At 60.7% G+C, this 25,375-nt stretch carries 21 protein-coding genes and 3 tRNA genes; 11 read left to right on the top strand and 13 right to left on the bottom strand.

Annotated features, from left to right (window positions below):
• Window positions 1-95 precede the first annotated feature (95 nt).
• Both ZBI01S_RS05205 and ZBI01S_RS05200 read left to right on the top strand, forming a co-directional pair.
• Window positions 96-869, top strand: coding sequence for an ABC transporter ATP-binding protein (locus ZBI01S_RS05205; protein ID WP_066057375.1), 774 nt, complete (start codon window positions 96-98; stop codon window positions 867-869).
• 2 nt (window positions 870-871) lie between these two features.
• Window positions 872-3,133 (top strand): ABC transporter permease, encoded by a 2,262-nt coding sequence (locus tag ZBI01S_RS05200; protein WP_159421407.1) that lies wholly within the window; start codon window positions 872-874, stop codon window positions 3,131-3,133.
• Between the two features lie 183 nt (window positions 3,134-3,316).
• On the opposite strand, the gene ZBI01S_RS05195 is transcribed toward ZBI01S_RS05200, so the two are convergent.
• A tRNA-Leu gene (locus ZBI01S_RS05195) sits at window positions 3,317-3,403 on the bottom strand.
• A 207-nt stretch (window positions 3,404-3,610) separates the two neighbouring features.
• Here ZBI01S_RS05195 and ZBI01S_RS05190 point away from each other — a divergent pair.
• The 7 genes from ZBI01S_RS05190 to pknB all read left to right on the top strand — a co-directional run bounded on the left by ZBI01S_RS05190 (window position 3,611) and on the right by pknB (window position 12,812).
• Window positions 3,611-4,324: an FHA domain-containing protein gene (locus tag ZBI01S_RS05190; RefSeq protein ID WP_066057370.1), complete on the top strand. Its 714-nt coding sequence runs from the start codon at window positions 3,611-3,613 to the stop codon at window positions 4,322-4,324.
• Complete coding sequence (locus tag ZBI01S_RS05185) at window positions 4,321-4,914, top strand: FHA domain-containing protein FhaB/FipA (protein ID WP_066057367.1); 594 nt, start codon at window positions 4,321-4,323, stop codon at window positions 4,912-4,914. The genes ZBI01S_RS05190 and ZBI01S_RS05185 overlap by 4 nt, the downstream gene beginning before the upstream one ends.
• Complete coding sequence (locus ZBI01S_RS05180; RefSeq protein WP_066057365.1) at window positions 4,914-6,170, top strand: PP2C family protein-serine/threonine phosphatase; 1,257 nt, start codon at window positions 4,914-4,916, stop codon at window positions 6,168-6,170. The genes ZBI01S_RS05185 and ZBI01S_RS05180 overlap by 1 nt, the downstream gene beginning before the upstream one ends.
• A complete protein-coding gene (locus tag ZBI01S_RS05175) occupies window positions 6,160-7,572 on the top strand; it encodes an FtsW/RodA/SpoVE family cell cycle protein (RefSeq protein WP_066057363.1) in 1,413 nt (470 codons plus the stop codon). Before ZBI01S_RS05180 ends, ZBI01S_RS05175 begins: the two co-directional genes overlap by 11 nt.
• Window positions 7,569-9,029 carry a peptidoglycan D,D-transpeptidase FtsI family protein gene (locus ZBI01S_RS05170; protein WP_066057360.1) on the top strand — a complete coding sequence of 487 codons (1,461 nt, stop codon included), beginning with the start codon at window positions 7,569-7,571 and terminating at the stop codon, window positions 9,027-9,029. The genes ZBI01S_RS05175 and ZBI01S_RS05170 overlap by 4 nt, the downstream gene beginning before the upstream one ends.
• Complete coding sequence (locus ZBI01S_RS05165; RefSeq protein WP_083524527.1) at window positions 9,026-10,774, top strand: protein kinase domain-containing protein; 1,749 nt, start codon at window positions 9,026-9,028, stop codon at window positions 10,772-10,774. Before ZBI01S_RS05170 ends, ZBI01S_RS05165 begins: the two co-directional genes overlap by 4 nt.
• A 175-nt stretch (window positions 10,775-10,949) precedes the next feature.
• Window positions 10,950-12,812 (top strand): Stk1 family PASTA domain-containing Ser/Thr kinase, encoded by a 1,863-nt coding sequence (gene pknB, locus ZBI01S_RS05160; protein ID WP_245610540.1) that lies wholly within the window; start codon window positions 10,950-10,952, stop codon window positions 12,810-12,812.
• Window positions 12,813-12,927: 115 nt separating this feature from the next.
• Here pknB and ZBI01S_RS09925 read toward each other — a convergent pair whose 3' ends face one another.
• Both ZBI01S_RS09925 and ZBI01S_RS05155 read right to left on the bottom strand, forming a co-directional pair.
• On the bottom strand, window positions 12,928-13,104 hold the full coding sequence (locus tag ZBI01S_RS09925) for a hypothetical protein (RefSeq protein ID WP_169794641.1): 177 nt from the start codon (window positions 13,102-13,104) through the stop codon (window positions 12,928-12,930).
• Entirely contained in the window at window positions 13,104-13,925 is an 822-nt protein-coding gene (locus ZBI01S_RS05155; RefSeq protein WP_066057356.1) for a class E sortase, read from the bottom strand. Before ZBI01S_RS05155 ends, ZBI01S_RS09925 begins: the two co-directional genes overlap by 1 nt.
• A gap of 31 nt (window positions 13,926-13,956) precedes the next feature.
• Between ZBI01S_RS05155 and ZBI01S_RS10100 the strand changes: the two genes are divergently transcribed.
• Complete coding sequence (locus tag ZBI01S_RS10100) at window positions 13,957-14,400, top strand: cell division protein CrgA (protein ID WP_083524526.1); 444 nt, start codon at window positions 13,957-13,959, stop codon at window positions 14,398-14,400.
• A gap of 283 nt (window positions 14,401-14,683) precedes the next feature.
• Here ZBI01S_RS10100 and ZBI01S_RS05145 read toward each other — a convergent pair whose 3' ends face one another.
• Both ZBI01S_RS05145 and ZBI01S_RS05140 read right to left on the bottom strand, forming a co-directional pair.
• Window positions 14,684-15,652, bottom strand: a complete 969-nt coding sequence (locus ZBI01S_RS05145) for a rhomboid family intramembrane serine protease (RefSeq protein WP_159421406.1) — start codon at window positions 15,650-15,652, stop codon at window positions 14,684-14,686.
• 116 nt (window positions 15,653-15,768) lie between these two features.
• Complete coding sequence (locus ZBI01S_RS05140) at window positions 15,769-16,308, bottom strand: peptidylprolyl isomerase (protein ID WP_066057487.1); 540 nt, start codon at window positions 16,306-16,308, stop codon at window positions 15,769-15,771.
• Window positions 16,309-16,436: 128 nt separating this feature from the next.
• Between ZBI01S_RS05140 and ZBI01S_RS05135 the strand changes: the two genes are divergently transcribed.
• Entirely contained in the window at window positions 16,437-17,042 is a 606-nt protein-coding gene (locus tag ZBI01S_RS05135; protein WP_159421405.1) for a hypothetical protein, read from the top strand.
• A 104-nt stretch (window positions 17,043-17,146) separates the two neighbouring features.
• On the opposite strand, the gene ZBI01S_RS05130 is transcribed toward ZBI01S_RS05135, so the two are convergent.
• The 8 genes from ZBI01S_RS05130 to recF form a co-directional block, all read right to left on the bottom strand.
• Window positions 17,147-17,677: an NUDIX hydrolase gene (locus ZBI01S_RS05130; RefSeq protein ID WP_083524525.1), complete on the bottom strand. Its 531-nt coding sequence runs from the start codon at window positions 17,675-17,677 to the stop codon at window positions 17,147-17,149.
• A gap of 260 nt (window positions 17,678-17,937) precedes the next feature.
• Window positions 17,938-18,010: transfer RNA gene (locus tag ZBI01S_RS05125), tRNA-Ala, on the bottom strand.
• A 22-nt stretch (window positions 18,011-18,032) separates the two neighbouring features.
• Window positions 18,033-18,106 (bottom strand) — tRNA-Ile (locus tag ZBI01S_RS05120).
• Window positions 18,107-18,216: 110 nt separating this feature from the next.
• A complete protein-coding gene (locus ZBI01S_RS05115; RefSeq protein ID WP_066057346.1) occupies window positions 18,217-18,639 on the bottom strand; it encodes a DUF3566 domain-containing protein in 423 nt (140 codons plus the stop codon).
• A gap of 11 nt (window positions 18,640-18,650) precedes the next feature.
• Window positions 18,651-21,302: a DNA gyrase subunit A gene (gene gyrA, locus ZBI01S_RS05110; RefSeq protein WP_066057341.1), complete on the bottom strand. Its 2,652-nt coding sequence runs from the start codon at window positions 21,300-21,302 to the stop codon at window positions 18,651-18,653.
• 53 nt (window positions 21,303-21,355) lie between these two features.
• Complete coding sequence (gene gyrB / locus ZBI01S_RS05105) at window positions 21,356-23,470, bottom strand: DNA topoisomerase (ATP-hydrolyzing) subunit B (RefSeq protein ID WP_066057338.1); 2,115 nt, start codon at window positions 23,468-23,470, stop codon at window positions 21,356-21,358.
• 182 nt (window positions 23,471-23,652) lie between these two features.
• Window positions 23,653-24,147: a DciA family protein gene (locus ZBI01S_RS05100; RefSeq protein WP_066057335.1), complete on the bottom strand. Its 495-nt coding sequence runs from the start codon at window positions 24,145-24,147 to the stop codon at window positions 23,653-23,655.
• Entirely contained in the window at window positions 24,134-25,375 is a 1,242-nt protein-coding gene (gene recF / locus ZBI01S_RS05095) for a DNA replication/repair protein RecF (protein ID WP_066057332.1), read from the bottom strand. Before recF ends, ZBI01S_RS05100 begins: the two co-directional genes overlap by 14 nt.

Raw genomic sequence — 25,375 nt, 5'->3', positions numbered from 1 at the left:
GTAAGTATCCGGTAAGAATCGTGGAACGATCTCGTACCCATCACCGACATAGCTTGAAATCAACGGAACTCCCCAGATGAACAAAGGACGCTGCTATGACTTCCGCTGATTCAAGCTCTCCAGTCATCGTTACCGACAAACTATCGACCACATTCACGCAGGGCGGCCGCCAGCATCATGTGCTGCGCAATATCGATCTCGAAATCGAGCGCGGCAGCTTCACTGTCATCATGGGTCCCTCAGGCTCGGGTAAGTCGACGCTGCTGTACGCACTCAGCGGCATGGATGCACCGACCCTCGGTTCGGTGGTCGTCGACGGTATCGAGATTTCTGGGCTCTCGGCCGATGCGCAGGCGAAGTTTCGCCGCAATCACTGCGGGTTCGTGTTCCAGCAGATGCACCTCATTGATGGCCTGAACGTACTCGAGAACCTCATGGTGCTCGGGCTGCTCACGAACGGCGACCGCCGGGAAGTTCGCCACCGCGCGCTGTCGCTATTGGAGCGCGTGGGGCTACCAGAACGGGATGCTGCGAAACACCCGTCGATGCTCTCCGGTGGTGAGGCGCAGCGCGTTGGAATCGCGCGGGCGCTGATGAACACCCCAACAATCGTGTTTGCTGACGAACCAACCGGCCAGCTGAACTCGAGCAACTCACAAAAGGTGCTCGATCTGTTGAACGAGGTGAATCGCGAGGGCCAGACGGTCGTGATGGTGACCCATGACATCCATTCGGCTGAGCGCGCGGACCGCATTTGTTTCTTGCGAGACGGGCACATCCGCTCGGAGCTGCAGCTTGAACCGTTTACTGAAACGAGTCGCGAACGCACTGAGTCTGTGACGTCCTTCCTCGCAGAATGTGGGTGGTAACGATGCTGTTGCGACGCTATCTGCGAAACGGCGCCTCGTTCTCGCTCACCGGGCTCGCGCTCGTTATTGGCATGCTGCTAAGCATCGCCGCGACCCTGGTGCTGGTGTACCCGAACAACATCCACAACAAGACTGACGAGTACAACGCTCCGGATGCGATCTCGGTCACCGAACGCATTCCAACCGACACAAAACTCACGCACGCCGATATCGACGAGGTTGAGATTGAGGATGTGTTCTCCGCGCTCGCGAAAATCCGCTTTGCGGACCAGGACAACTCCCTCACGTTGGTTATGCGCGATCACGCCAATGACTTGCAGTTCAGTGGAAGGCGTTTGCTGCGCGAAGATCCAACGCAGCACGACCGGCCGATCTGGCTGCCAGCGGTACTGCAGAGCGACTATGCGCTCGGCGATGATTTCGTTGTTCGAACCGCGGCCTCGACTACGACGTACCAGGTGCAGGGGTTTGTCGAGACAATCTACGGCGGTACCCCTGGCATGGGTACGTTCTTCGTCGAGATCAATCGCGGCGATGAAATTCCCGACGCGATTCCGACCAGCCTCATCAGCGTTACCGGCGATGACCCTGCTGATGCCTCCGCGGCAATTACGGAAGCGCTCGATGGCCGTGCGGCCGAGAAGTATCAGGATGCACTCGATCTCGTCGTCAGCATCACGGGTATTGGCGCGAGCGTGTTTGCGGTGATCTTCACAGCGTTCTCGATCATTCTCGCGCTGGCGCTGGTGATCGTGCTGTGGTTCGTTCTAGGCAACTTGCTACGTCGCGACCTGCCGGCGCTGGGCGCATTGCGCGCGGGTGGGTATCGAACCTCGGACGCGCTGCGCCCGTTCGTCCTTGCGTTCACGGTTGCTGCCTTCACCGGGGCCGCTGTCGGTGTCGCGGTTTCCTATCTGCTGTTGCCGGGGATTTCCGATGCGCTCATGCAACAGTCGGGAATTTCGTGGACGCCCGAATTCAGCTGGGTGACCGCTGCAATTGCGGTGGTGCCTGTGGTGGCAATTGTGTCAGTCGTGACCGCACTCGTTGCCCGCCGCATCCGAACACTCTCGGTGTTGGATGCTCTCGAGGGCGGTCGCGCAACTCGCGGAGGTGTGGATTCGCTCCCCCTCGATCGCGCGCGGCTCCCGCTTTCCGAGGTGCTCGGCGTGAAGTTATCGCTGCGACAGATCGGCCAACAGTTTGCTCTTGCGGGGTGTGTGCTTGCGGTCGCGTTCGCCTCCTGCTTTACATTCACCGCATCCACCCAGCTGCTCGGTTCTGCCGATAAGGCTAGTGACATGCTGCTCGGACAGATTGGGGATATCGCGGTTTCTGCAGGTCAAGAAACGACGGTTGCAGAGATCGCTGAGCGCGTCGACGGGTTCGACGGAATCGAAACGGCAGTCGCCACGCACGTCGAAAACACTCGAATCGACGGTGCCGCAGCCCTGCTCACCGTTGCCGACGACATTGAAGCGTGGCGTGGTCCGATCGCGCACCAGGGCCGCCTGCCGGTGAATGACAACGAGATTGCGTTTGGTGGGCCGTTGGCGAAACGGTTCGGACTCGAAGTTGGCGATAACTACACCCTGCATTGGGAAGGTGGCGAAAAGGAGTACCTCGTCACCGGCATCGTTTCGACGGTGAACGGCATCGGGCTCAACATGTTCATCACGACCGAGGGTGCGCTGCGCGTCAATCCCTCATATGCACCGAGCGACTTGACGATCCTGGTGCACGAAGATGTGGAAGTTGCAGATGTGGTCACTGATTTGCAGGCAGAGTTTGCAGACACGGATGCGACCGTTTCGAACATTCATGACGTCATTGGTTCCCAGGTGGACGGGTTCTTACAGATGGGGAGCGTGCTGAGTCTCGTCATCGGAGTGATTACCGGATCGATCGTCACGCTGATGCTGTCCCTGGTTGTAGTGACTCTGATCGCGAATAATCGAACGCAGTTTGGGGTGTTCAAGGCAATTGGGTATACGACGAACCAGTTAACTCGTCAGGTCGTTTGGGCGTTCTTGCCAACGATCTTCCTGAGTGCGGTTCTCGGAGCAGGGCTCGCAGTGGTCGGCATTGAGCCGATCGTCGCCGAGATGATGCAAGCAATTGGGGTGTCCCGGGTGTCAATCGACGATCCGATCACGATGGCGGTCCTCGTCGTCGTTGGTTTGACCCTGCTCGGGCTCGTCATTTGCCTGCTGACGGCGCAGCGGGTGCGGAAACTGCGGCCAACCGATCTCTTGCGCGCTTAGCCGCCTCCTTCCAGGGCAACCACCAGCCAAGAAATTTGACCCCACCGGGAGCCTCGGAAGCAACATATGCCTCCGACCTCACCACACGGGTCAAATCTCAGGCGGGCACGGCCATAACAGTACGAAGCAGGAAAGACCAAAACCCCCGAACCGAAGTTCGGGGGTTTCTCGCTCTGTTTGAGCTGGTGCGCGAGGGGGGAGTTGAACCCCCACGCCCTTTCGGGCACACGGACCTGAACCGTGCGCGTCTGCCTATTCCGCCACTCGCGCGCAAACGACAACGCTACCACAACTTAAACCAATTTACGACACCCACCGTAGAAGCATTTCGCTCGCTCACCATTGCGCACTACTATGCCAACCGTGGCCCGCGCGTGCGGAGTCCGTTGGCGTGTGCAAACTTCGGCGCGTACAACCAAGGAATACCGGCAGGGCCGTCACCCGGGAAACCGAGTGAACAACCACCAAGGAGACGTTTTGGGAATTCTCGACAACTTCGAGCGCGGACTCGAACGTGTCTTCAATGGCGCGTTCGCGAAGACGTTCAAATCAGGCTTGCAGCCGGTCGAGATTGTTGCAGTCCTCAAGCGCGAGATGGACACCAACACGTCCATCGTTTCGCGCGAGCGCATCCTCGTCCCCAACCGATTCCACATCATCGTCTCCCCCACCGACTACGACCGCCTCGCCGGCATGGGCGACTCGCTCCGCGACACGCTCATGCACGAGATCGAAGCGCACGCGGTCAAGCACCGCTACCAATTCCCTGGTGGTCTATCGATCAAGCTGCTCCACGATGAGGCCCTCAGCGAAGGCCAGCTGCGCGTCGATTCGCGCGCGGTCGAGGGCAAGGTCAATTGGACGCCGGTCGTCGACGTGAACGGTCAGCGTTTCCACCTGCAGCACGGCTCGAACGTGATTGGCCGCGGCTCCGAGGCCCAGATCACGATCGACGATGGTGGCGCTTCGCGTCGCCACGCCGAAATTATTTGGGATGGGCAGCGCGCGGGCATCCGCGACCTCGGTTCCACGAACGGCACCAAATGCAACGGCCGTCGCGTGGCACAGGCCTCGCTCGAATCCGACTCGCTCATTGAAATCGGACGCACGCAGCTCACATTCCGTGTCGTCCCCGAAGCAGCTCCGAGTGACGACACCGGATACCTGCAACGACCAGGAGGGCTGCGATGACCGGTGAACTCACTCTGCTCGTTCTGCGCCTGATCTTCCTCGCAGTCATGTGGATTTTCGTGTTTTCGATCATCTACTCACTGCGCAGCGATCTGTTCGGCAGCGCATCCCGCGACTATCAGAAGGCCATGGAGCAGTCGCGCCAGCAAACCTTCGGTGGCGGCGCCGCAACCCCGGCTTCGGCACAGGATGCACCGGCTCCCGCCCCAGCCCCGGTTCCGGCAGGTGCCGCGGCGCGTTCGCGTCCAACTGCCGCGAGCGCATCCACCCCGCCGCAACCCGGCTCGCAACCACGGCCGGCCGGATTCACCCGATTGGTGATTACTTCGGGACCCAAGCGCGGCACCGAGATCGACCTCGGCCAGCAGCCGGTGTCGATCGGTCGCGCACCCGACTCTGATCTGGTGGTGCAGGACGACTATTCGTCGACCCGCCACGCACGCCTGCTCAACTGGAACGGCCGCTGGATGGTGCAGGACCTCGACTCGACAAACGGCACGTTCGTCAACGACGAGCGCATCGGTCAGCCCACAGAAATTCGTGCCGGTAGCTCTGTCCGCATCGGAACCACCACCTTCGAGCTCCGCTAATGACACAAATTGTTCGCGCCGGTGCGGTTTCGCACGTAGGCCGAGTCCGGTCAAATAACCAGGACTCGGGCTTTATTGGCGCGCACATTTACGGTGTTGCCGACGGCATGGGTGGCCACGCCGGTGGTGACGTCGCGTCGTCGATTACCGTCAAGTTCCTCGCCGAGCACGAATCCGGCTTCGATTCCGTCGAAACGGCCGAAACCGGTCTGACCGAACTCTTGCTCGACGCCAACGAGATGATTGCCTCGGCCGTTGCCGAACATGCCGAGCTCAAGGGCATGGGTACCACCGCCGACCTCATCACGCAGGTTGGCGACCAGATGGTCATCGCGCACATCGGCGACTCGCGCGTGTATCGACTGCACCACGGCAAGCTCACGCAGATCACCACCGACCACACCTTCGTGCAGCGGTTGGTGGATGCGGGTCGCATCACTCCCGAAGAAGCGCTGATTCACCCGCGCCGCTCGGTGCTGATGCGCGTACTCGGTGACGTTGAGACCAGCCCGGACGTCGAAACCTATGTTGTGCCCGCGGTTGACGGTGACCGTTGGCTGCTGTGCTCGGACGGCTTGTCGAGCTATGTCAGCGACGCGGAGATCGCTGCCGTGCTCTCGCGCATGGGTGAGTCGTCACGCGAAGTTGGCGACGACCTCGTGCAGTTGGCGCTCGATAACGGCGCACCCGACAACGTGACGGTTGTGGTGCTCGAACTCGGTGCATCCGAGCTCGAAAACATGCCCCCGAAGGTCGTGGGCTCGGCGGTAAACCCACTGCGTTACGCGGCTCGCCCGCCACAGCGGATGAAGAAGCGCCTGCTGCCAGATGTGCTGCAGCCCAGCCGCCGCCTCGCGCAGCGTCCCGAGAACGAAGAGTTCGTCGTTCCTACCGACGATGTCTTCCAAGAGATTCTCGAGTCGGAGCGTCGCCGCAAGCGCTGGCGCCGCATCACCTGGCTGGCGGCCTCGCTGCTGCTGCTCGGTGTCATTACCGGCTCCAGCGTGCTTGCCTACAACTGGACCCAAACGCGTTACTACGTCGGCGTCGACAACGGCAACGTGGTCATTTACCAGGGAGTCCAGGCGACGCTCGGCCCGATCCCGCTTTCCGAAGTGGTCGAGAAGAGCTCGGTACACGTTGATGACCTGCCCGACTACCAACGCAATCAGGTGACGAACACGATTTCGTTCGACAATCTCAAGGCCGCACAAGAACTCATCGAACGACTAGAGGGGGCCACCAATGCCAAGTAGCGCACCGGTAGCTGCCTACCCGACTTCGACCCGGCCGGTTTCGATCCCCGGGCGCAAGCCGCGCACGCAGGGTCTGCGGAACATGGAACTCGCATTCCTGGTGTTCGCGTACGTCATTGTGCTTGCGGCCCTGCTGCAGGTGCAGCTTGGCGTCATGGGCGAGTTCGACTTCCAGCTCATTACCGTGTTCGGGTTCCTCGTGGCGCTCACGGTGGCCATGCATCTGGTGCTGCGCTTCCGGGCCCCGCAGGCTGATCCGTTCCTGCTGCCGATCGCCACGGCCATTAACGGTCTCGGTATCTCGATGATTTACCGCCTAGACCTGGTAAATCCCGACATCACCGACGGTTCAGTACCGAATGCGACCGCGCAGATGGTGTTCACAGGCCTCGGTATTGGTGTCGGTATCGCGGTGCTGATCGCGCTGCGCAACCACCGCATCCTGCAGCGTTACACCTACATTTTTGGCGCCGTATCGCTCGTGCTGTTGGTGCTGCCGCTGGTGCCCGGACTCGGTGTCAGCGAAGCGAATGCGCGCGTGTGGATCTCGGTTGGTCCGTTCAACTTCCAGCCCGGTGAAATCGCCAAGATCACCCTCGCGATCTTCTTCGCCGGCTATCTCGTGACTGCCCGTGAGTCGCTCTCGGTAGTGAGCCGTAAGTTCCTCGGGCTTCGACTGCCCCGGATGCGTGACCTCGGTCCGATTCTGATCGTTTGGGCATTCTGCATGGGCGTGCTGGTGTTCCAGCGCGACCTCGGTACCTCGCTGCTGTACTTCGGCCTGTTCTTGGTGATGATCTTCGTCGCCACCGGTCGCCTCTCGTGGGTGCTGATCGGTCTGGCGCTGTTCGTTGCCGGTGGTACCGTGGCGGCGCTGAACATGGAGTACGTGCGTAAGCGCATCGAAGGCTGGATCAACCCGTTCGATCCCGATTTCTACGAAGCCAGCGGCGGTAGCTACCAGCTGGTGCAGGGCCTGTTCGGCATGTCGAACGGTGGCCTGGTGGGCACCGGTCTCGGCCAGGGCCGTCCCGACATCACCCCGCTTGCCGAAAGTGACTTCATTATTTCGGCGCTCGGTGAGGAGCTCGGACTTGCCGGCCTGTTTGCGATCCTCGCGATGTACTTCATCCTCGTATCGCGAGCACTGCGCATCGGTCACCTGGGCGGTGACGACTTTGGTCGCCTGCTCGCTACGGGTCTTGGCTTTGTCATTGGTCTGCAGGTGTTCATTGTTGTCGGTGGCGTCACCCGCGTGATTCCGCTGACCGGTCTGACCACACCGTTCTTGGCGGCTGGTGGTTCGAGTTTGGTTGCAAACTGGATCATCATCGCGTTGCTCTTGCGATTGAGCGACACGATTCCGAATCAGGCAACGACGCGCTTGGAGGTGACAACGTGAGCCGCAATATCCGCTCGATCAGCATCATCCTGCTGGCGATGTTCTTGGCGCTGTTCGCATCTTCGACCGTCATCCAGATGATCGAATCGCCAAACCTTGCCGACGACCCGCGCAATCGCCGTGCCGTCCTGGCAAGCTACGACGTTGAGCGCGGACCGATCCTCATCAACGGCTCGCCGATTGCCTACTCCGAGCCGATCGACAGCGAGTTCAAGTTCCAGCGCAAGTACAACAACGGCGAGCTCTACGCCCCGATTACCGGCTACTACTCCACGAACCAGGGCCGCACGGGTCTTGAAGCGTCGATGGATCAAGAACTTTCGGGTCGCTCCGACTCGCAGTTCTTCGACAGCCTGCAGCGCAAGTTCACCGGCGAACAGCCCGCCGGTGCGGCCGTCGAGGTCTCAATCGACCCCGACGCGCAGCAAGCGGCTCGGGATGCAATGGGTGACATGAAGGGTGCGGTCGTCGCGCTCGACCCCGAAACCGGCGCGGTACTCGCCATGGTGTCGACACCATCCTTCGACCCGAACCAGCTCGCCATGCACGATGACGATCAGGTCATCGCGAACTACAACGAACTGCTCAACCGCGAAGACGGACCGCTCTTCAACCGTGCCATCGGGGGTAATCTCAACCCACCGGGCTCAGTATTCAAGGTTGTCGTAGCGGCCGCCGCCATCGAGCACGGCATTGTGAAGGCCGACACTCCGCTCGATAATCCGAACGAATGGAAGCTGCCGGGCACCAATTCGGTCGTTTACAACCCAAACCACGGGGCGAAGTGCGGCAATGGCGAAAAGACCACGCTGCGCGAAGCCCTCGAGCTTTCGTGCAATATTCCGTTTGCGCAGCTGGCCGTAAAACTTGGCGATGAACGAATCCGCGAAACTGCCCAGGGATTCGGCTTTAACGACAGTTTTGACCTGCCCATGCCGTCAACCGAGAGCACGTACCCTCGTGAAGCACTCGACGACGCGCAGACCGCGCTAACCGGGTTCGGACAGTTCGATGTCCGCACCACGCCATTGCAGATGGCGATGGTCTCGGCCGCGCTGGCAAACGAGGGCGAGGTCATGAACCCGACCGTCGTCGAACAAGTCCTGACCCCCGACCTGAACGAACTGCAGGGTCCCAAGATCAGCAGTTACGGCCGACCCATTTCGAAAGAAACGGCAGCGGTGGTCGGCGACATGATGAAGGGCAGCGTTCAACGCGGTGCCGCAACCAACGCGGCAATCCCCGGAGTCGACGTCGCAGGAAAGACCGGAACGGCCGAAAACGGCGCCGACGAACCGTATTCACTGTGGTTTACGGGATACGCGGAAGCCAACGGCAAGAAGGTCGCAGTTGCGGTTGTGATTGAAGACGGCGGCGGACAAGGACAAAGCGGCACCGGTAACGGGCTTGCGGCAGCAGTTGGAGCAGAAGTGATGAAGGCGGTGCTTGAGGTATGAGGCCAGCACAGGGTGTGACGTTTGGTAATCGCTACCAGCTCGGAAGCCGTATTGCCATTGGCGGTATGGGCGAGGTCTGGGAAGCCACCGACCTCGTGATCGGTCGCCAGGTTGCCATCAAGATCCTTAAAGACGAGTACATGGGTGATCCCGGGTTCCTCGAGCGCTTCCGCGCCGAGGCCCGTCACGCTGCCCTCGTCAACCACGAAGGCATCGCCAATGTCTATGACTACGGTGAAGAGAACGGCTCCGCCTACCTGGTGATGGAGCTCGTGCCCGGTGAGGCGCTCTCCACCATCCTTGAACGCGAACGCGTGTTGCCAAGCGATCAGGTCATGGATATCGTCTCGCAGACCGCGGCCGCACTCGGTGCCGCTCACCGTGCGGGACTCGTGCACCGCGACATCAAGCCCGGAAACCTGCTGATTACGCCGGACCACCGGGTGAAGATCACCGACTTCGGTATTGCCCGCATCGCCGACCAGGTGCCACTGACGGCAACCGGTCAGGTGATGGGTACGGTGCAGTACCTGTCGCCCGAGCAGGCATCTGGCCACCCGGCAACGCCCGGCACCGACATCTACTCGCTGGGCATCGTGGCCTACGAGTGCTTGGCAGGTCGCCGTCCGTTCACCGGTGAATCGCAGGTCGCGATCGCCATGGCGCACATTAACGACGAGCCACCGGCACTTCCGGTGACCGTGGCGACCCCGGTGCGCAACCTGGTGATGTCGGCGCTGGCGAAGGAACCGAAGGACCGTCCGGAGTCGGCCGCCGCATTCTCGCGCGCGGCTGCGGCCCTGCGTGACGGCCAGATTCAGCGTGCCGCACAGGCCGTACCGGCAGTGCTTTCGGGCGGCATCGGTACCGACACGGCACAGCTGGTGCAGACGCAGATGCTCGGGGATGACCCGACGATCGCGATGAACGCGACGAAACCGCAACCGCGCGAAGAGTTCGATCGGATGTTCGCCCAACGGGCAAACGACGAGTCCCTCAACCCCGACAAGAAATCCGACGACGCCAATAACAATTGGCGGTGGATCCTCGTGGGCGCGATTGTGCTGTTGGCACTGGCTCTGGGGCTGCTCGGGTTCGCGATGCTGCAAAACGGCGATGCACCGGCACCCACCGCGACGCCGACCGCATCCGCCACGGAAACGAGCCAGCCGACGCCGACCGAAACCGAAGCCGAAACGGTTGAAATCGATGGTGCCGATTTCGAAGGCCTGAGCTACGAAGAGGCACAGGCCAAGCTGTTCGAACTCGGCCTCAAGCCGGTCAAGGTTGATGGCGAAGCGGCAAAGACCACAGACGACGTCAACACCGTCATCGAAGTGAACCCAACTGGCACCCTGCCGTTGGGTAGCGAAGTGAACGTCACCGTCTATGGCGCCGTTGAAGCCGCGGATGCACCGACTGCAGCTCCGAAGGTCGAGCAGGTTAACGCGACGCAGCTCGTTGTGTCGGGCTTCCAGGGCACTTGCCCGGGCGGATCCGACGCACCGAACTTCAAGGTGAGCGTGACCTGGGACACCGGCGCCGCCGATGAGGTCGAAGTAGGTGCCGGACAGCGAGCACCATTCACCATTCCTAGCGATGCGAAGAGCGCGTCCGTGACGTACGTGCAGGTCTGCGGCGGCACGCCGCAGGAGAAGAGCTCACCGGTCACGACCTTTACGATCACCCCGCCGTCAACCCCAGCACAAAACGGTGGGGGCAACAACGCCAAGCCAAACCAGTAGCGGGAACTTTCTCGCCACCGGCCGCATCTAACCCGCGGGTACATAACAATTCGGATGCGCTCGGAACTATACGTTCCGGACATTCGACCTGATAGGTAGGCTGACAATTCTGAGTCGGTGGCAGCAATGGCGACCATCGCACAGACATCCACGAAGCAACTAGGGAGCATACGACTTGATCCAGGCAGAACGCATTCTTGCCGGGCGCTATCACATCGGCCGTCGCATCGGCCGCGGTGGCATGGCTGAAGTGTATGCAGCAACCGATGAGCGACTCGGTCGTCACGTCGCGGTAAAGCTGCTGCACACCAACCTCGCCACCGAGTCGAGCTTCCGCTCACGCTTCCGCCAAGAAGCGCAGGCCGCCGCCCGAATGACGCATCCGTCAATCGTGCGCGTATTTGATGCCGGCGAAGACACCTTCGTTCGCGGTGACGGCTTTGAAATTGTCGTGCCGTACATTGTCATGGAATACGTCGATGGTCAGCAGCTGAGCGATCACATCGCCGAGGGGCAGCTCTCGAACGAGAAGATCGAAAAGTACATGACAGAGATCCTCACCTCGCTCGAGTACTCACACCGCGCCGGCGTTGTGCACCGCGACATCAAGCCCGGCAACGTCATGATCAGCACTGCCGATGAGGTCAAGGTCACCGACTTCGGTATCGCGCGAGCGATCTCGGACACCACCGGCACCATTGCACAGACCACCGCAATTCTGGGCACCGCATCCTATTTCTCGCCCGAACAGGCCCGCGGCGAACAGGTTGACGGCCGCAGCGACCTCTATTCGGCCGGCATTGTGCTCTACGAAATGCTGACCGGTCGCGTGCCTTTCCAGGGCGACTCGGCCGTGGCCGTCGCCTACCAGCACGTCACCGAACCACCGCGTCGACCGAGCGAATTCAACCCGCGGGTCTCCCCCGAACTCGACGCCGTGGTCATGAAAGCACTGGCAAAGCGTGCCGATGACCGGTACCAGACGGCCGCCGAGTTCCGCACCGAATTGCAGAACGCGTTCAAAGGCATCGCCCCCGCCCACGCCGCGGCCATGGCCGATGCCAACCCGACCGAACTGTTTGGTCCAGGCCCCACTGCCATCGACGCCACCGAATCCGCACTGAACTCCATTCAGCACGACGATGACCGCGCCCCCGACGTACAGCGCCGCCCACCGGCAATGTGGATCTGGGCGGCGATCGGTGTCGTTGCCGCCGTTGTTATCGGTGCACTGATCTTCACGCTCATGCTGCCCAAGGAAGGGCAACTTCCCGACGCGAGTGTCAGCGTACCCAACGTTGAAGGCATGACGCTTGAAGAAGCGAAGTCCGTGCTCGAAGCCGAGGGCTTGAAGATTCGAGAGAAGAACGAGGCGAGTGACACGGTCGAAGCCGACCACATCATGTCGCAATCGCCACCGGCCGACTCATCCGTCGCACCTGGCACCACCGTGACGCTCACCATTTCTACGGGTAAGGGCGCCCTCACCGTGCCCGATATTTCAGGCATGTCGGTGGATGAGGCCAAGGCGAAGCTCGCGGAGATCGGGTTCAAGCCGGGGTCGATCACGAGCGAAGACTCCGCCACCGTCGCCGAAGGCGATGTGATTCGCAGCGAGCCGGGACCTGGTGAACAGGCCAAGTCCGGCGAAACGATCAACATCTTCACCTCAAACGGTAAAGTCACCGTGCCAGACGACCTCGTCGGTAAGCCCTATGCCGACGTCGAATCCGCACTCGGCGAGCTCGACCTGCCCTACACGCCGATCGAAAACCCATCCTGCCCCGCAACTCCAGAGAAGACCGTGACTGGCGTCTCGCCAACGGGCAAAGTGGCACAGGGAACCGAGATCCAGGTCACGTACTGCTCCGGTTCGAACCAGGACGGTAATGGCGGGCAGCAGCAACCCGGCAACAACACCCCACCAGGTCAAGGCGGCACAAATCCCGGAAACGGTGGTAACCCACCCGGACAAGACGACGATGACGATGACGACAGCGACAGCGGTCTCCCCGGCGACCGCCTCCCGAACGGCTAGTCCCCGAACGAATGAGGGTGCTGCATCCAGCGCAATGGATGTAGCACCCTCATTCGTTTCCCTGCGATCCCTGCCGTTTCGCTACGAGGGATAATCGCTACTTCAAGAACGCAACCTACGTGACGGCCTGCATCCCGACGGTAATGTCATCGCCGGTCTTGAGGTACGTCTCGTCAAACCAGGGGAAGGCGTAGGTCACCAGCGCCCAAAGTGCGACCGCAATGAGTGCCAAGAAGACAATGAGCTTGACCGGCCAGGGGCCGGGAATGACGCGCCAGAGTGCTCCGTACATTAGTGTTCAGCTCCGCCCCCGGTGTCGCCACCGTTGTTGTTCGTGCGTGCGTTGACCGCTCCGGCGATCTCTTCCGGTGGTCCCTCAGAACGCGGGATGAAGTCAACAAACGTCGTGTACGAAACCACGCGTTCTTCGGTCGAGTGGAATGGGTTGCACGTCATCAGCAGCATGATGCGGTCTTCGCCCTTGAGCTCTGGGTGACGCGGCACATCCGAAAGAATCGAAATTTCTGATGGACCAACATACTCACCGGCTCGGAAGGTGTACTCGTACCAACCGTCAACCGTCTCAACGTAAACGTTGTCACCGAGCTGCAGGTCGGGGATCTTCTGCATCGATGCGCCGTAGGCCAAGCGGTGGCCGGCGATGGCAAAGTTGCCGACAGAGCCGACCGGGTCAGAGTCTGGGTAGTAGCCGACGTAGTAGTCGAGCACGCCGTAGCGGGTGATACCGGTGGCAATTGTGCGTGAGTAGTCTTCACCCCAGGCCGGTACGTACAGCACCGCGAATGGCGTGGCTTCTTCGGTCGGAGCCTTGCGGATGGGAATACCGCTCTCATCGACCTCGGGCGGCTTGACTGTTTCGTACTCGCGGTCGAATTGCTCGCTGAGCGCCGCGCCCTCTTGGTTCTGCGCGTTTCCCACGATGATGTCGTTCAGCCAGAACTTCCAGCCAAGGAAGAGCATCATCACGAAGCCGGCGGTCAGCAGGAGTTCGCCAAGGACGCCAGAGACGGTGACCCGTGGTGCGCGCTTTCGAGGTCGCTTTGAACCGCGCTCTTCACGGCGCGAGGACGAAAGCGGCAGGTCATCACTCATAGCAGACAGTCTAGGCAGTTAGAATGCTGATATGCCAGAAACTGACCCCAAGAAGGACGCCGAGGAAGTCGTGGAATCGACCTCCAAGAGCGACTCTGCGGCCAAGAAGCCGCTCGACGCCAAGGCCCGCAAGGAAGCCGAGCGCAAGCGCATCGAACGCTCGAAGCAGATCGCCGCTGAGGCTCGTTCGAAGAAGGGACCGACCGCTCGCCGCGGCAAGAAGTCGACGCGCGATGACGCATCCCTCACCAGGGAACAGCTGCGTGCGTCTGGCCGTACCGAAGTTGCTGAAGACGAGAACCCGGTGTGGTTCAAGCCGATCATGTTCGGCTTCTTGATCCTCGGATTCCTCTGGATCATCGTGTACTACCTGTCCCAGGGACGCATGCCGATCGCCTCGATTGCCGACTGGAACATCCTGGTTGGCTTTGGAATCGCACTCGTCGGCTTCTTGATGATGTCGAATTGGAAATAGCCTTCCGCTAACAAGATTTCACGGTTCATCACCCATCCGGTGCCCATTGCCAAGTTATCCACAGGCAGTGGGCACCGTTGTTTATAGAGAAACACCTGATCAGTAGCGATTTCTGGGAGTATTACACAGGTGGAGTTACACGTGTGTAGTTCTCCCCAGGTGTGAATAAGTCTGTGGATAACCTGGTACCGCAAGGCGACGAAGGTGACCGGCGCGCATCCACCGAAACGGGTTCACCGACCGTGGTCCTGCGTCGCGGGTCAGCCGGCTCGGGTCAGCCGAACTAGGGCAGCAGCGAGCCCATGATCGGCGGCGCCGCCACACAAACGACCGCGACCACAAGTTGCAGCCACAGGCCCAAACGCGCGGGTTGCTTTGCGCGGCGCAGATCAACCATCGTCAGCCAACCGCACAGCAGACCGATGGCGAGACCACCCAGGTGGGCCTCCCACGAGATACCCGGGTTCATGAACGATACGGCGACGTTCAACCCGATCAGCACGAGCATCGAAGTCACATCCTGACCGCTCGTACGCAGAACCACGAACCACGCGGCAAAGAGACCGAAAATTGCGCCCGACGCGCCTACGACCCAAGCGTTCGGGGCCACCATCGCCACCGCGAGCGAACCGCCGAGCGCCGAGACCAGGTACAGCACCGCAAATCGCAGCGTGCCAATCACCGGCTCCAACGCGCGGCCAAAGATCCACAGCGACAGCATGTTGAACGCAAAGTGCAACGCCCCCATGTGCAAGAACGCCGAGGTGAGCATGCGCCACGGCTCAAACACCGTGCGGCCATCGGGGTAGATGTGCTGCAGGTCGGTGAACTGCGGCGAGTACGAACCAATCGCCGTGACCACACTCGTGCCGTTGAGTCCGGTCAACCACTGAATCAGACCAGCAATTGCGGTGATTCCGATCAGGATGTACGTGGCTGGGCTACCGCTACCGGTCAGGTTGCGCCAGGTCTCGTTGCCACGTCTCGAACGCAGCCAACTGCCGGATGCGGTTCGGCCGCGTCGCGCAGATTTGCCGCCAGGAATGAGTTTGAAGTCACGAACCGACCCAGCGCCGCCGGCTGCTGCCCCGCCGCGCAGGCACTCGGGGCAAATGACGCCGACTGGTGCCTCGGTTTGGCAATCGACACACACCGTGCGCGTGCAGCGCTGACAGAGGATGAAACTCATCCGATCCGGGTGCCGGTAACAGAAGTTATCGGAGTTCAGCTGCGGGTCGGTGGGTTCACTCATGCTCATATTCTCGGTTGTGCGGGTGCGGAAACGCGCGCAGGCGGTGTCGGTGTGTCGAGCGGGTGGTTCCGCTCGCTACCGAACACCGCCTGCGGCAGTGGAATCAAATGTTTGCGTTACAGCGCAACAACGTCGACCGACTCGATGACAACGTCTTCGAGTGGGCGGTCGCTGGCGTTGGTGGCAATGGCGTCGAGCTCGTCGACAACCTTCTTCGACGCGTCATCGGCAACTTCACCGAAGATCGTGTGCTTGCCCTGCAGCCAGGTGGTTGGTGCGGTGGTGATGAAGAACTGCGAACCGTTGGTGCCGCGGCCAGCGATACGGCCAGCGTTGGCCATGGCGAGCATGTACGGCTTGGTGAAGTCGAGTTCTGGGTGAATCTCGTCGTCGAAGTTGAAGCCGGGGCCGCCGGTACCCGTACCGGTACGGTCGCCACCCTGCAGCATGAACTCGCGAATAATGCGGTGGAAGATCACACCCGAGTAGAACGGTTCCTGCTTGGATTCACCGGTTACTGGGTCAACCCATTCGAGTTCACCGGTAGCCAGGCCAGTAATGACCTTGACCGTGTTTGGCGCGTGGTTGCCAAACAGGTTCAGCTTGATGTCTCCGTGATTGGTGTGCAGCGTCATGACTGCGGTTGCGTTGGTCATGAACACATCCTTACACAATGCATGCGCTTGTCATTCATGCACCACGCAGGTTCAGGATTAGCCAATTTCGTCGTGTCAAGATGAGTGGTGTTCCAATCCACTATTGGGTATTTACCTCGGAGGTAGAAATGGCACTGTCAAGGAAGAACAAGCGCAAGCTCAACCGACTGCGCCGCGACGCCGACCGCCTCTGGTCGGAACAGCAGGTCGTATTCGACAAGGCTCGTGAGCTCGTCGGTCGTGCCGGCGGCACCGCAAAGACGTACGCAGACAGCGAAATCACCCCTGTCGTTCGCAAGCGCGTTGACAACGATATTCGCCCCGCATTCGAGCGCGGTGTTGAAAGCGGCCGTCGCGCCCTTGCTTCGGCAGAGCAGACGCTGCAGAAGAACGTTCTTCCTGCCGTCGCTCAGGTCGGTGGCAATGTCACCGGTGCCGTGCGCGAACTGCTCGACTCGGAGCAGGTCAAGAACGTGCAGAACAAGGCAGAGCAGTTCAGCAAGCAGGCCGCCGCAAACCTCGAGCGCGTACAGGCGCAGGTTGCCAAGCAGAAGCCTGTCAAGAAGAAGAAGTCGGGCCCTGGTGTCGGTGGCTGGTTCCTCATCGGTGCCGGTGTCGCTGCGATCTCGGCCGTGGGCTACGCCCTCTGGCAGACCTTCCGCGCTGACGACGACCTCTGGATCGCCGACGAAGAACTCGACGCTCCGGTTGCCAAGGTTGTTACCAACAACTAGTCGCGCCAAGCGTTACTAACACAATCAGCAACGGGCTCCGCAATTGCGGAGCCCGTTGCTGTTGGTACCGGATGCGTGCCGTAACGCACGAGCGCACCTTTCGGTTAGCTCGCCTCAGCCTCGTCAAGCTTGCTGGGCTCGCTACCCGGTAGCCGTACCGCCGGGCGACGCTTGGGGCCGCCAAGTCCCTCCAGATGCCCGTTACGGGGACGTTCGTGGTACAGCCGCATGGCAACGCGTACGAGTGACACGGTTTGCAGCTTTTTGACCTCCCGCAGATCGAACCAGCGTGCCTCATCCGTCGTGCCATTTTCTTCGGCACGCAGATCGCCGCCGATGACGGTTGCCTGGTAAACGACGCGAACGTTCTGCAACGGCGCTTCTTGCGGGCGTCCCTTGCGGCGACGGTTGCGTCCGTTGACGACGATGGAGTCCACGCCCAAGAGCTGGTCGAGCTGCGCGTGGTAGCCGGTTTCTTCCCAGATCTCGCGGATGGCTGCATCGTGCGGATCTTCTCCGGCTTCAACACCGCCGCCCGGAAGGGTCCAGCCCGAACGTCCTCGGGAATTCCAATGCGCCAGCAACACCTGACCGTCGCGCACGATAACGCCGTACGCACCAACTCGGAATCGCATTCAGACTCCTTTCGTTGGATCGGTTGAGGTGCAGTCATCTGACTGCTGCGAAATACCTTCGCCATGCACCGACGTGTTCGATGCAATGGCACACGACAGTTGAGTTTACGACGTTGCAGATTAGTTCTGCGTCAAGACACCGCGTTCGACCTTGCCATCGTTGAATCGCGCTCGATCCACGCAGCGCAGCAAGCTGACGGTGTGAATCTGCCGGAAAAGTTTGAATCCCTCACGAATTGTCGTGAGGGATTCACCACCCGTGGAGCCTGCGGGAATCGAACCCGCGACCTCCTGCTTGCAAAGCAGGCGCTCTACCAATTGAGCTAAGGCCCCGTGCAGTACATTTCTGTACCAGTGGGTCTACCAGGACTTGAACCTGGGACCTCTTCGTTATCAGCGAAGCGCTCTAACCGCCTGAGCTATAGACCCGTAAACATTTCCCTTGCGGGAGCTGTTCAGCACAAGAAACGAGATTACCGCACGTTTCGTTGTTTGTGCAACTCGAGCAGCGGAAATGTTTTTCCAGCCCCGAATTTCACCTAGTTATTGGTGAATCCGAAGACCAAACCGCCGGTCACGCGGACAAGCAAGTTGTAGACAAACGCGCCAACAGCTGCGAGTGCCGTGTAGACGATGATCTGCAGCACACCGCAGACCGCGCCAAAGAGCGCTACCGAACCAAAGTTGATGAACTGCTCAACCGAAACGGAGTTCTTCTTGTTCTCGCCACCACCGGTGACGTCGTTCAAGAGCGCGTTGATCGAGTCGAGGACACCGGTGTTTGCCAGCACTACCCAACCAAGGATGAAGGCAACGATCGTCGCCAGACCGCAAAAGAGTGCGATCCAGAAGGCCATCTTCACAACCGACCATACGTCGACCTGTACCAAGCGCAGGCGAACCTGCTTGCCACGGGTACGACGCTCGGTTTTTTGCGCGAGCTTATCTGCGACTGAAGTCATGACTGTTGATCTTACTGGTCGTCGGCGTCTTCAGCATCCGCCGATGGTTGTTGATCATCAGCAGCGGCTTCGGTGGATGCGGTACCTTCGGCCGCAGCAGCGGTTTCCGTTTCCGTGTTCTCCGCCTCGTTCTCGGCACCCTCTTCGTCTTCGCCATCGGTACCCAGGTCGCGCTCGGTGTTGCGCGCCATACCAATAATGAAGTCGGAATCCGCGTGACGAGCAAAGACCACACCCATGGTGTCGCGGCCCTTGGCCGGAACTTCGGCAACGTCAGAACGCACGACCTTGCCCGAATTGAGGATGACAAGGACTTCGTCGCGCTCGTCTACGAGCATGGCGCCAGCAATCTGGCCGCGTTCTTCGGACTGCTTCATCACCTTGATACCAAGACCGCCACGGCCCTGGATGCGGTAGTCGCTAATCGAGGTGCGCTTGGCGTAACCACCCTCGGTGATGGTGAACACGTAGAGGTCGTCAGAGGTCGCCACCGCCGCGTTGATCAGGTAGTCGTCCTTGCGGAACGACATACCCTTCACACCCGAGGTGTCGCGCCCCATCGGACGCAGCTGCTCATCATCGGCAATGAAGTGCAGCGACTGACCGGCGTGCGAGAACATGAAGATGTGGTCGCCCTCGCTCACGGCCATGGCCGAAACGAGTTCGTCGTCTTCCCGCAGCTTGATCGCGATGATGCCGGCCTGACGGTTGGTGTCGTACAGGCTCAGGCGGGTCTTCTTGACCAGGCCCTTGCGGGTAGCAAGCACCAGGTAGTCGTGCTCTTCGTAGTTGTCGAGCTCGAGCACCTGCGCAACCTGCTCATCCGGCTGCAGTGGCAGCAGGTTGGCGATGTGCTGACCCTTTGAGTCACGACCGGCTTCGATCAGCTCGTAGCACTTGGTGCGGTAGACGCGACCGTAGTTCGTGAAGAACAGCAGCCAGTGGTGCGTGGTCGTGACCAAGAAGTGCTCCACCACGTCGTCGGCGCGAAGCTGCGCACCGCGCACGCCCTTGCCACCACGGCGCTGCGAGCGGTAGTTGTCGCTGCGTGTGCGCTTGATGTAGCCATCGCGCGTAACGGTGACCACCATCTCTTCGACCGGAATCAGGTCTTCATCACTAACATCACCGTCGAAACCACGAATGATCTCGGTGCGGCGGTCGTCGCCGAAGCGGCGCACGATCTCGGTAAGTTCTTCCGAGATGATTTCGCGCTGGCGCAACTCCGAAGCCAGGATCGCCTTGTATTCAAGGATGAGGTTCTCGAGCTTCTCGGCTTCGTCGGTGATCTTCTGTCGTTCGAGCGCGGCCAGGCGGCGCAGCTGCAGGTTCAGGATGGCCGAGGCTTGGATTTCGTCAACGCCCAGCAGTTCCATCAGGCCTTCGCGGGCCACCTCGACCGTGGCCGATGCGCGAATCAACGCGATGACCTCATCCAGCGCGTCAAGCGCCTTGAGGTAACCACGCAGGATGTGGACTTCTTCTTCGGTCTTGCGCAGGCGGTACTCGGTACGGCGAACGATGACCTCGATCTGGTGGTTCACCCAGTGGTAGATGAACCCGTCAAGCGAGAGCGTGCGCGGGGCACCGTCGACGATCGCGAGCATGTTCGCGCCGAACGTTTCCTGCAGCTGCGTGTGCTTGTACAGGTTGTTCAAGACCACCTTGGCAACCGCATCCCGCTTGAGCACGATGACCAGTCGCTGACCGGTGTGACCCGAGGTTTCGTCACGGATGTCGGCGATGCCGGCGAGCTTGCCTTCGCGCACCATTTCGGCGATGCGGTTGGCGAGGTTGTCGGGGTTGACCTGGTACGGCAGCTCGGTGGCTACCAGGCAGGTGCGGCCTTCGATTTCTTCGACGTTGACCACGGCACGCATGATGATCGAGCCGCGACCGGTGCGGTACGCCTCCTGCACGCCGCGGGTGCCGAGGATCTTCGCGCCAGTTGGAAAGTCCGGACCGGGGATGCGTTCCATGAGCGCTTCGAGCAGCTCCTCGCGGCTCGCATCCGGGTGTTCGAGCGACCACAGCGCACCTTCGGCAACTTCGCGCAGGTTGTGCGGTGGGATCTTGGTGGCCATACCAACGGCAATACCCTCGGAACCGTTAACGAGCAGGTTCGGGAATCGTGCTGGCAGAACGGTCGGCTCTTGCGTCTGACCGTCGTAGTTGTCCATGAAGTCGACGGTGTCTTCTTCAATGTCACGCACCATTTCGAGTGCGAGCGGCGCCATCTTCGTCTCGGTGTAACGGGGGGCAGCAGCACCGTCGTTACCGGCCGAACCGAAGTTGCCCTGTCCGAGCGCCAGCGGGTAGCGCATCGCCCAGTCCTGCACCAGGCGAACGAGGGTGTCATAGATCGCAGAGTCACCGTGCGGGTGGTACTGACCCATCACGTCACCGACCACGCGGGCACACTTCGAGAATGACTTGTCGGGGCGGTATCCGCCGTCGTACATGCCGTAGATCACGCGGCGGTGTACCGGCTTCAGGCCGTCACGTACCTCGGGCAGCGCACGACCCACGATCACGCTCATGGCGTAGTCGAGGTACGAGCGCTGCATCTCGAGCTGCAGGTCTACGGCAACAACGTGACCGCCCGCATCCGTATTCACTACGGGTTCGTTTGACTCGGGAGTTGGATTAGTTTCGTCAGCCATTGGTGTTCACTAACTCTTTTCGAAAACGTTCGTGTGGTGCTCGGATGCGCGGACTAGATGTCGAGGAAGCGCACGTCGTGCGCGTTCGACTGGATGAACGCACGGCGCGACTCAACGTCTTCGCCCATGAGCGTTGCGAACACTTCGTCGGCGGCTTCGGCATCGGCCATCGTCACCTGACGGAGGGTGCGAGTTTCGGGGTTCATGGTGGTGTCCCAAAGCTCGTTGTAGTTCATCTCACCAAGACCCTTGTAACGCTGGATTGCGTTGTCCTTGGGGATGCGGCGACCGGCAGCTTTACCGGCGGCGAGCAGTGCGTCACGTTCCGCATCCGAGAATGCGTATTCGTGGGCAGCGTTCGTCCACTTGATGCGGTACAGCGGTGGCGAGGCGAGGTACACGTACCCGGCATCGATCAGCGGACGCATGAAGCGGAAGAGCATGGTCAGCAGCAGTGTGGTGATGTGCTGACCGTCAACGTCGGCGTCGGCCATCAGAATCACCTTGTGATAGCGGGCCTTCTCGACGCTGAAGTCGTCGCCGATGCCGGCACCGAATGCGGTGATCATGGCCTGGATTTCGGCGTTCTGCAGGGCGCGGTCGATGCGCGCCTTCTCGACGTTCAGCACCTTGCCTCGCAGCGGCAGAATCGCCTGCGTGCGCGGGTTACGTCCCTTAACCGCGGAACCTCCAGCGGAGTCACCCTCAACGAGGAAGATCTCGGATTCGAAGGGGTTGCGCGAACCACAGTCCCGCAGCTTGCCGGGCATACCGCTCGACTCGAGCAGGCCCTTTCGACGGGTCTGTTCACGAGCCCGGCGAGCCGCAAGACGCGCTGCCGATGCCTGGGTGGCCTTGCGAATAATTTCCTTCGCCTGCACCGGGTTGCGGTCGAGCCAGTCCTGCAGGGCCTGGTTGGTGACGCGCTGCACGTAGGTCTTTGCCTCGGTGTTACCAAGCTTCATCTTGGTCTGGCCCTCGAACTGCGGTTCGCCGAGCTTCACCGAAATAATCGCGGCGAGACCTTCGCGCACGTCTTCACCCGAAAGGTTTTCGTCTTTTTCTTTCAGCAGACCCTTTTCGCGGGCGTAGCGGTTCATCGCGCTGGTGAGTGCGGCACGGAAACCTTCGAGGTGCGTACCGCCCTCCTTGGTGTTGATCGTGTTCGCGAACGAGTGCACCGACTCGTTGTACGACTCGGTCCACTGCATGGCGATCTCGACCGAAATCATCGCGTCGGTGTTCTCTTCGGTCATGCCGATGACCTCTGGGTGCACCACGTCGACCTTCTTGCGGCGAACCAGGTGTTCCACGTAGTCAACGAGACCGCGGTCGTACTTGAACACGACTTCGCGCGGTTCAAATTCAGTGTCGGCAGCGGTTTCGGATGCGGTGGCATCCGCATCCTCGGCCCTCTCGGCGGTCTCGAGGTCGTTCGCGACGTCAGTCTCGAGCACCTCGGCAACCGAGGTGATGGTCTTACTCAGGGTTGCTGGGTTGCGCTCATCGATGAGCTTGATGCTCAGGCCCTTGTTGAGGAACGCCATCTGCTGGAAGCGCGTGCGCAGCGTGTCCCAGTCGAACTCAACGGTCTCGAAGATGTCGGAGTTCGGGTAGAACGTGATGCGGGTACCGGTTTCGTCGGTTGCCTCGCCGCGTTCGATCGGTGCATCCGGCACACCGTTCTGGAACGACATGCGCCAGTTGTAGCCGTCGCGGCGTACTTCGGCGATCATGCGGAATGACAGCGCGTTCACGACCGACGAACCCACACCGTGCAGACCACCGGAGACCGCGTATCCGCCGCCGCCGAACTTACCGCCGGCGTGCAGCTTGGTCAGTACCACTTCGAGCGTCGAGATGCCCTCTGCCGGGTGTTCGGCAACCGGAATACCGCGACCGTTGTCGTCTACCTGAACCGAGCCATCCTGGCGCAAGCGCACCACGATGTCGTCGGCATAACCGGCCAGTGCCTCATCGACCGAGTTGTCCACAATTTCATACACCAGGTGGTGCAGACCTTCCGGTCCGGTCGAACCGATGTACATACCGGGACGCTTTCGAACTGCTTCGAGGCCCTCAAGCACCTGAATCTGGTTGGCGCCGTATTGGTTCTCAACGCGGCCAGTGCCGGTTGTTTCGGTATTCGGTTCGCCAGTTTCACTCATCGTTTCGAACTCCTAGTGGGATGCCTGGGGGCACGTTCGATACCCCGCGCATCCGGTTCAATGGGCTGACTCGTCCGTTCGGATAGTCAAAGACAACCCATCTTACCAAGCGAAACCCCAGAAACGGGCGTCAAATGGCCGCTAAACGCGATTACCCCGCGTGCAAGTAGGTTCCCACATGATCAGCCGTACGTGTCTCGAGGCCCGCGTCCAGGTACCGATCGAATTCCGTGACGCCACGAAGGGGCTCCCGGATTGAGGAATTTGATGTCTCGAATTTCGGCGTCTGGAAAGCGCTGATTGATCGTGCCAAGTACGGTGCCGCGAATCGAACGCAACTGCGTTGCCCACGCAGTTGAGTCGCACTGCACCTGCAGTACGCCCGCATCATCAACAAATTGCGGATTCGTGTGCCGCGCAGTCTGTTCTCCCACCAACTCGGCCCAAGCGTTCACGACACTTGCCTGCGCGAGTGGGGTCTGCCAGCCGTATTGCTGCAAGAGCTGCGACATTGCCGATGCCGAGGTGACCGGGTCGCGATGCGGACCAAACGGCAGTTCGTCTGCCGAAGCGTTCTCGGGAATCTGCATCGTGTGCTTGCGGCGGTACGAGGTCTTCACACCGGCAAAGACCTCTTTGAAGTGCAGCCAAACGAGCGACGACTCACTGAGATTCATCGTGCTCGCCCTCGGTATCCGACTCGATGCCGGTATTTGACTCGATGCCGTCAGTTGCGGCTGCAACGCGCTCGAGGATCGTCCCCGATTGGATGCGGATGCGGTGCTGTCGCAGTGGTTCGGGAATGTCCGCAAGCACGGCGCAGGTAATGAGCACCTGCTCAAAATCACCAATCGCGCGGCTCAATCGTTCGCGTCGACCGCCGTCAAGCTCAGCGAACACGTCGTCGAGGATGAGTACCGGGTCGCCCGTTCGCGATTCGGCGCGAATGAGTTGGGCGGATGCGAGTTTCAGCGAAAGTGCGAACGACCACGATTCCCCGTGGCTTGCGGTGATGCGCGCGGGCAGGCCGTTCAGCCAGAAGGTGGCATCGTCACGGTGGGGACCGACAAGTGTCAGACCGCGGTCAAGTTCTCGTGGCTGTGCCTGCAGCAGTCTCGTACGGAAACGTTCACGAATTTCGTCGACCGTGATGTCGCCACCACGCTCGCCACCGTCATCGTCCTCATCCATCAGCGTCGCCGCATCCGCCAATGCCGAAACACGCATGGTGATGTCGGCACCGTGATCGGCATCGGCAAGCGCGCGATAGGCCGCGGCCAGATGCGGGCGCAGGCGTTGCACCAGGTCGAGGCGCCCGACGATGATCTTGGTGCCGAGCTCGATGAGCTGGTCGTTCCAAATTTCGAGGGTGCCAAGTTTGTCGGCAGGGATGCGCTGCGATTTTGCCGATCGCAAGAGCGTGTTTCGCTGTTTCAGCACGCGCTCGTAGTTCGCAATCGTCTCGGCAAATCGCGGCGAATGGATAACGAGCAGCGCATCCAAGAACTCGCGTCGCCCGCTCGGATCGTCACGAACAAGTGCCAAGTCTTCGGGTGCGAACACCACCGTGGTGAAAAAGCGCGAGAGTTCGCGGGCCTTCACCTGCGAGTTGTGCACGCGGGCACGGTTGGCACCCGATTTGTTGATCTCAACATCGATGCTTAACCGGCGCATGCCGTGCGCAAGTTCGGCGCGAACCACCGCTTGCTGCGCACCAAACCGGACCAGCGCCGCATCCTTCGATACCCGGTGAGACTTCAAACTCCCCAAGTAGGCGATGGCTTCAACGAGGTTGGTTTTCCCCTGCCCGTTGGCACCCTCGAAGACGTGGATGCCCGAGTCAAGCTGCAGGTCTGCCGCGTGATAGTTGCGGAAGTCCTTAATGACCAGCCGAGTGACGTGCAC

This window comes from [Zimmermannella] bifida NBRC 103089 (assembly GCF_001570925.1).
GTDB lineage: Bacteria > Actinomycetota > Actinomycetes > Actinomycetales > Microbacteriaceae > Gulosibacter > Gulosibacter bifidus.
This window is presented reverse-complemented; position numbering and strand designations above follow the sequence as displayed.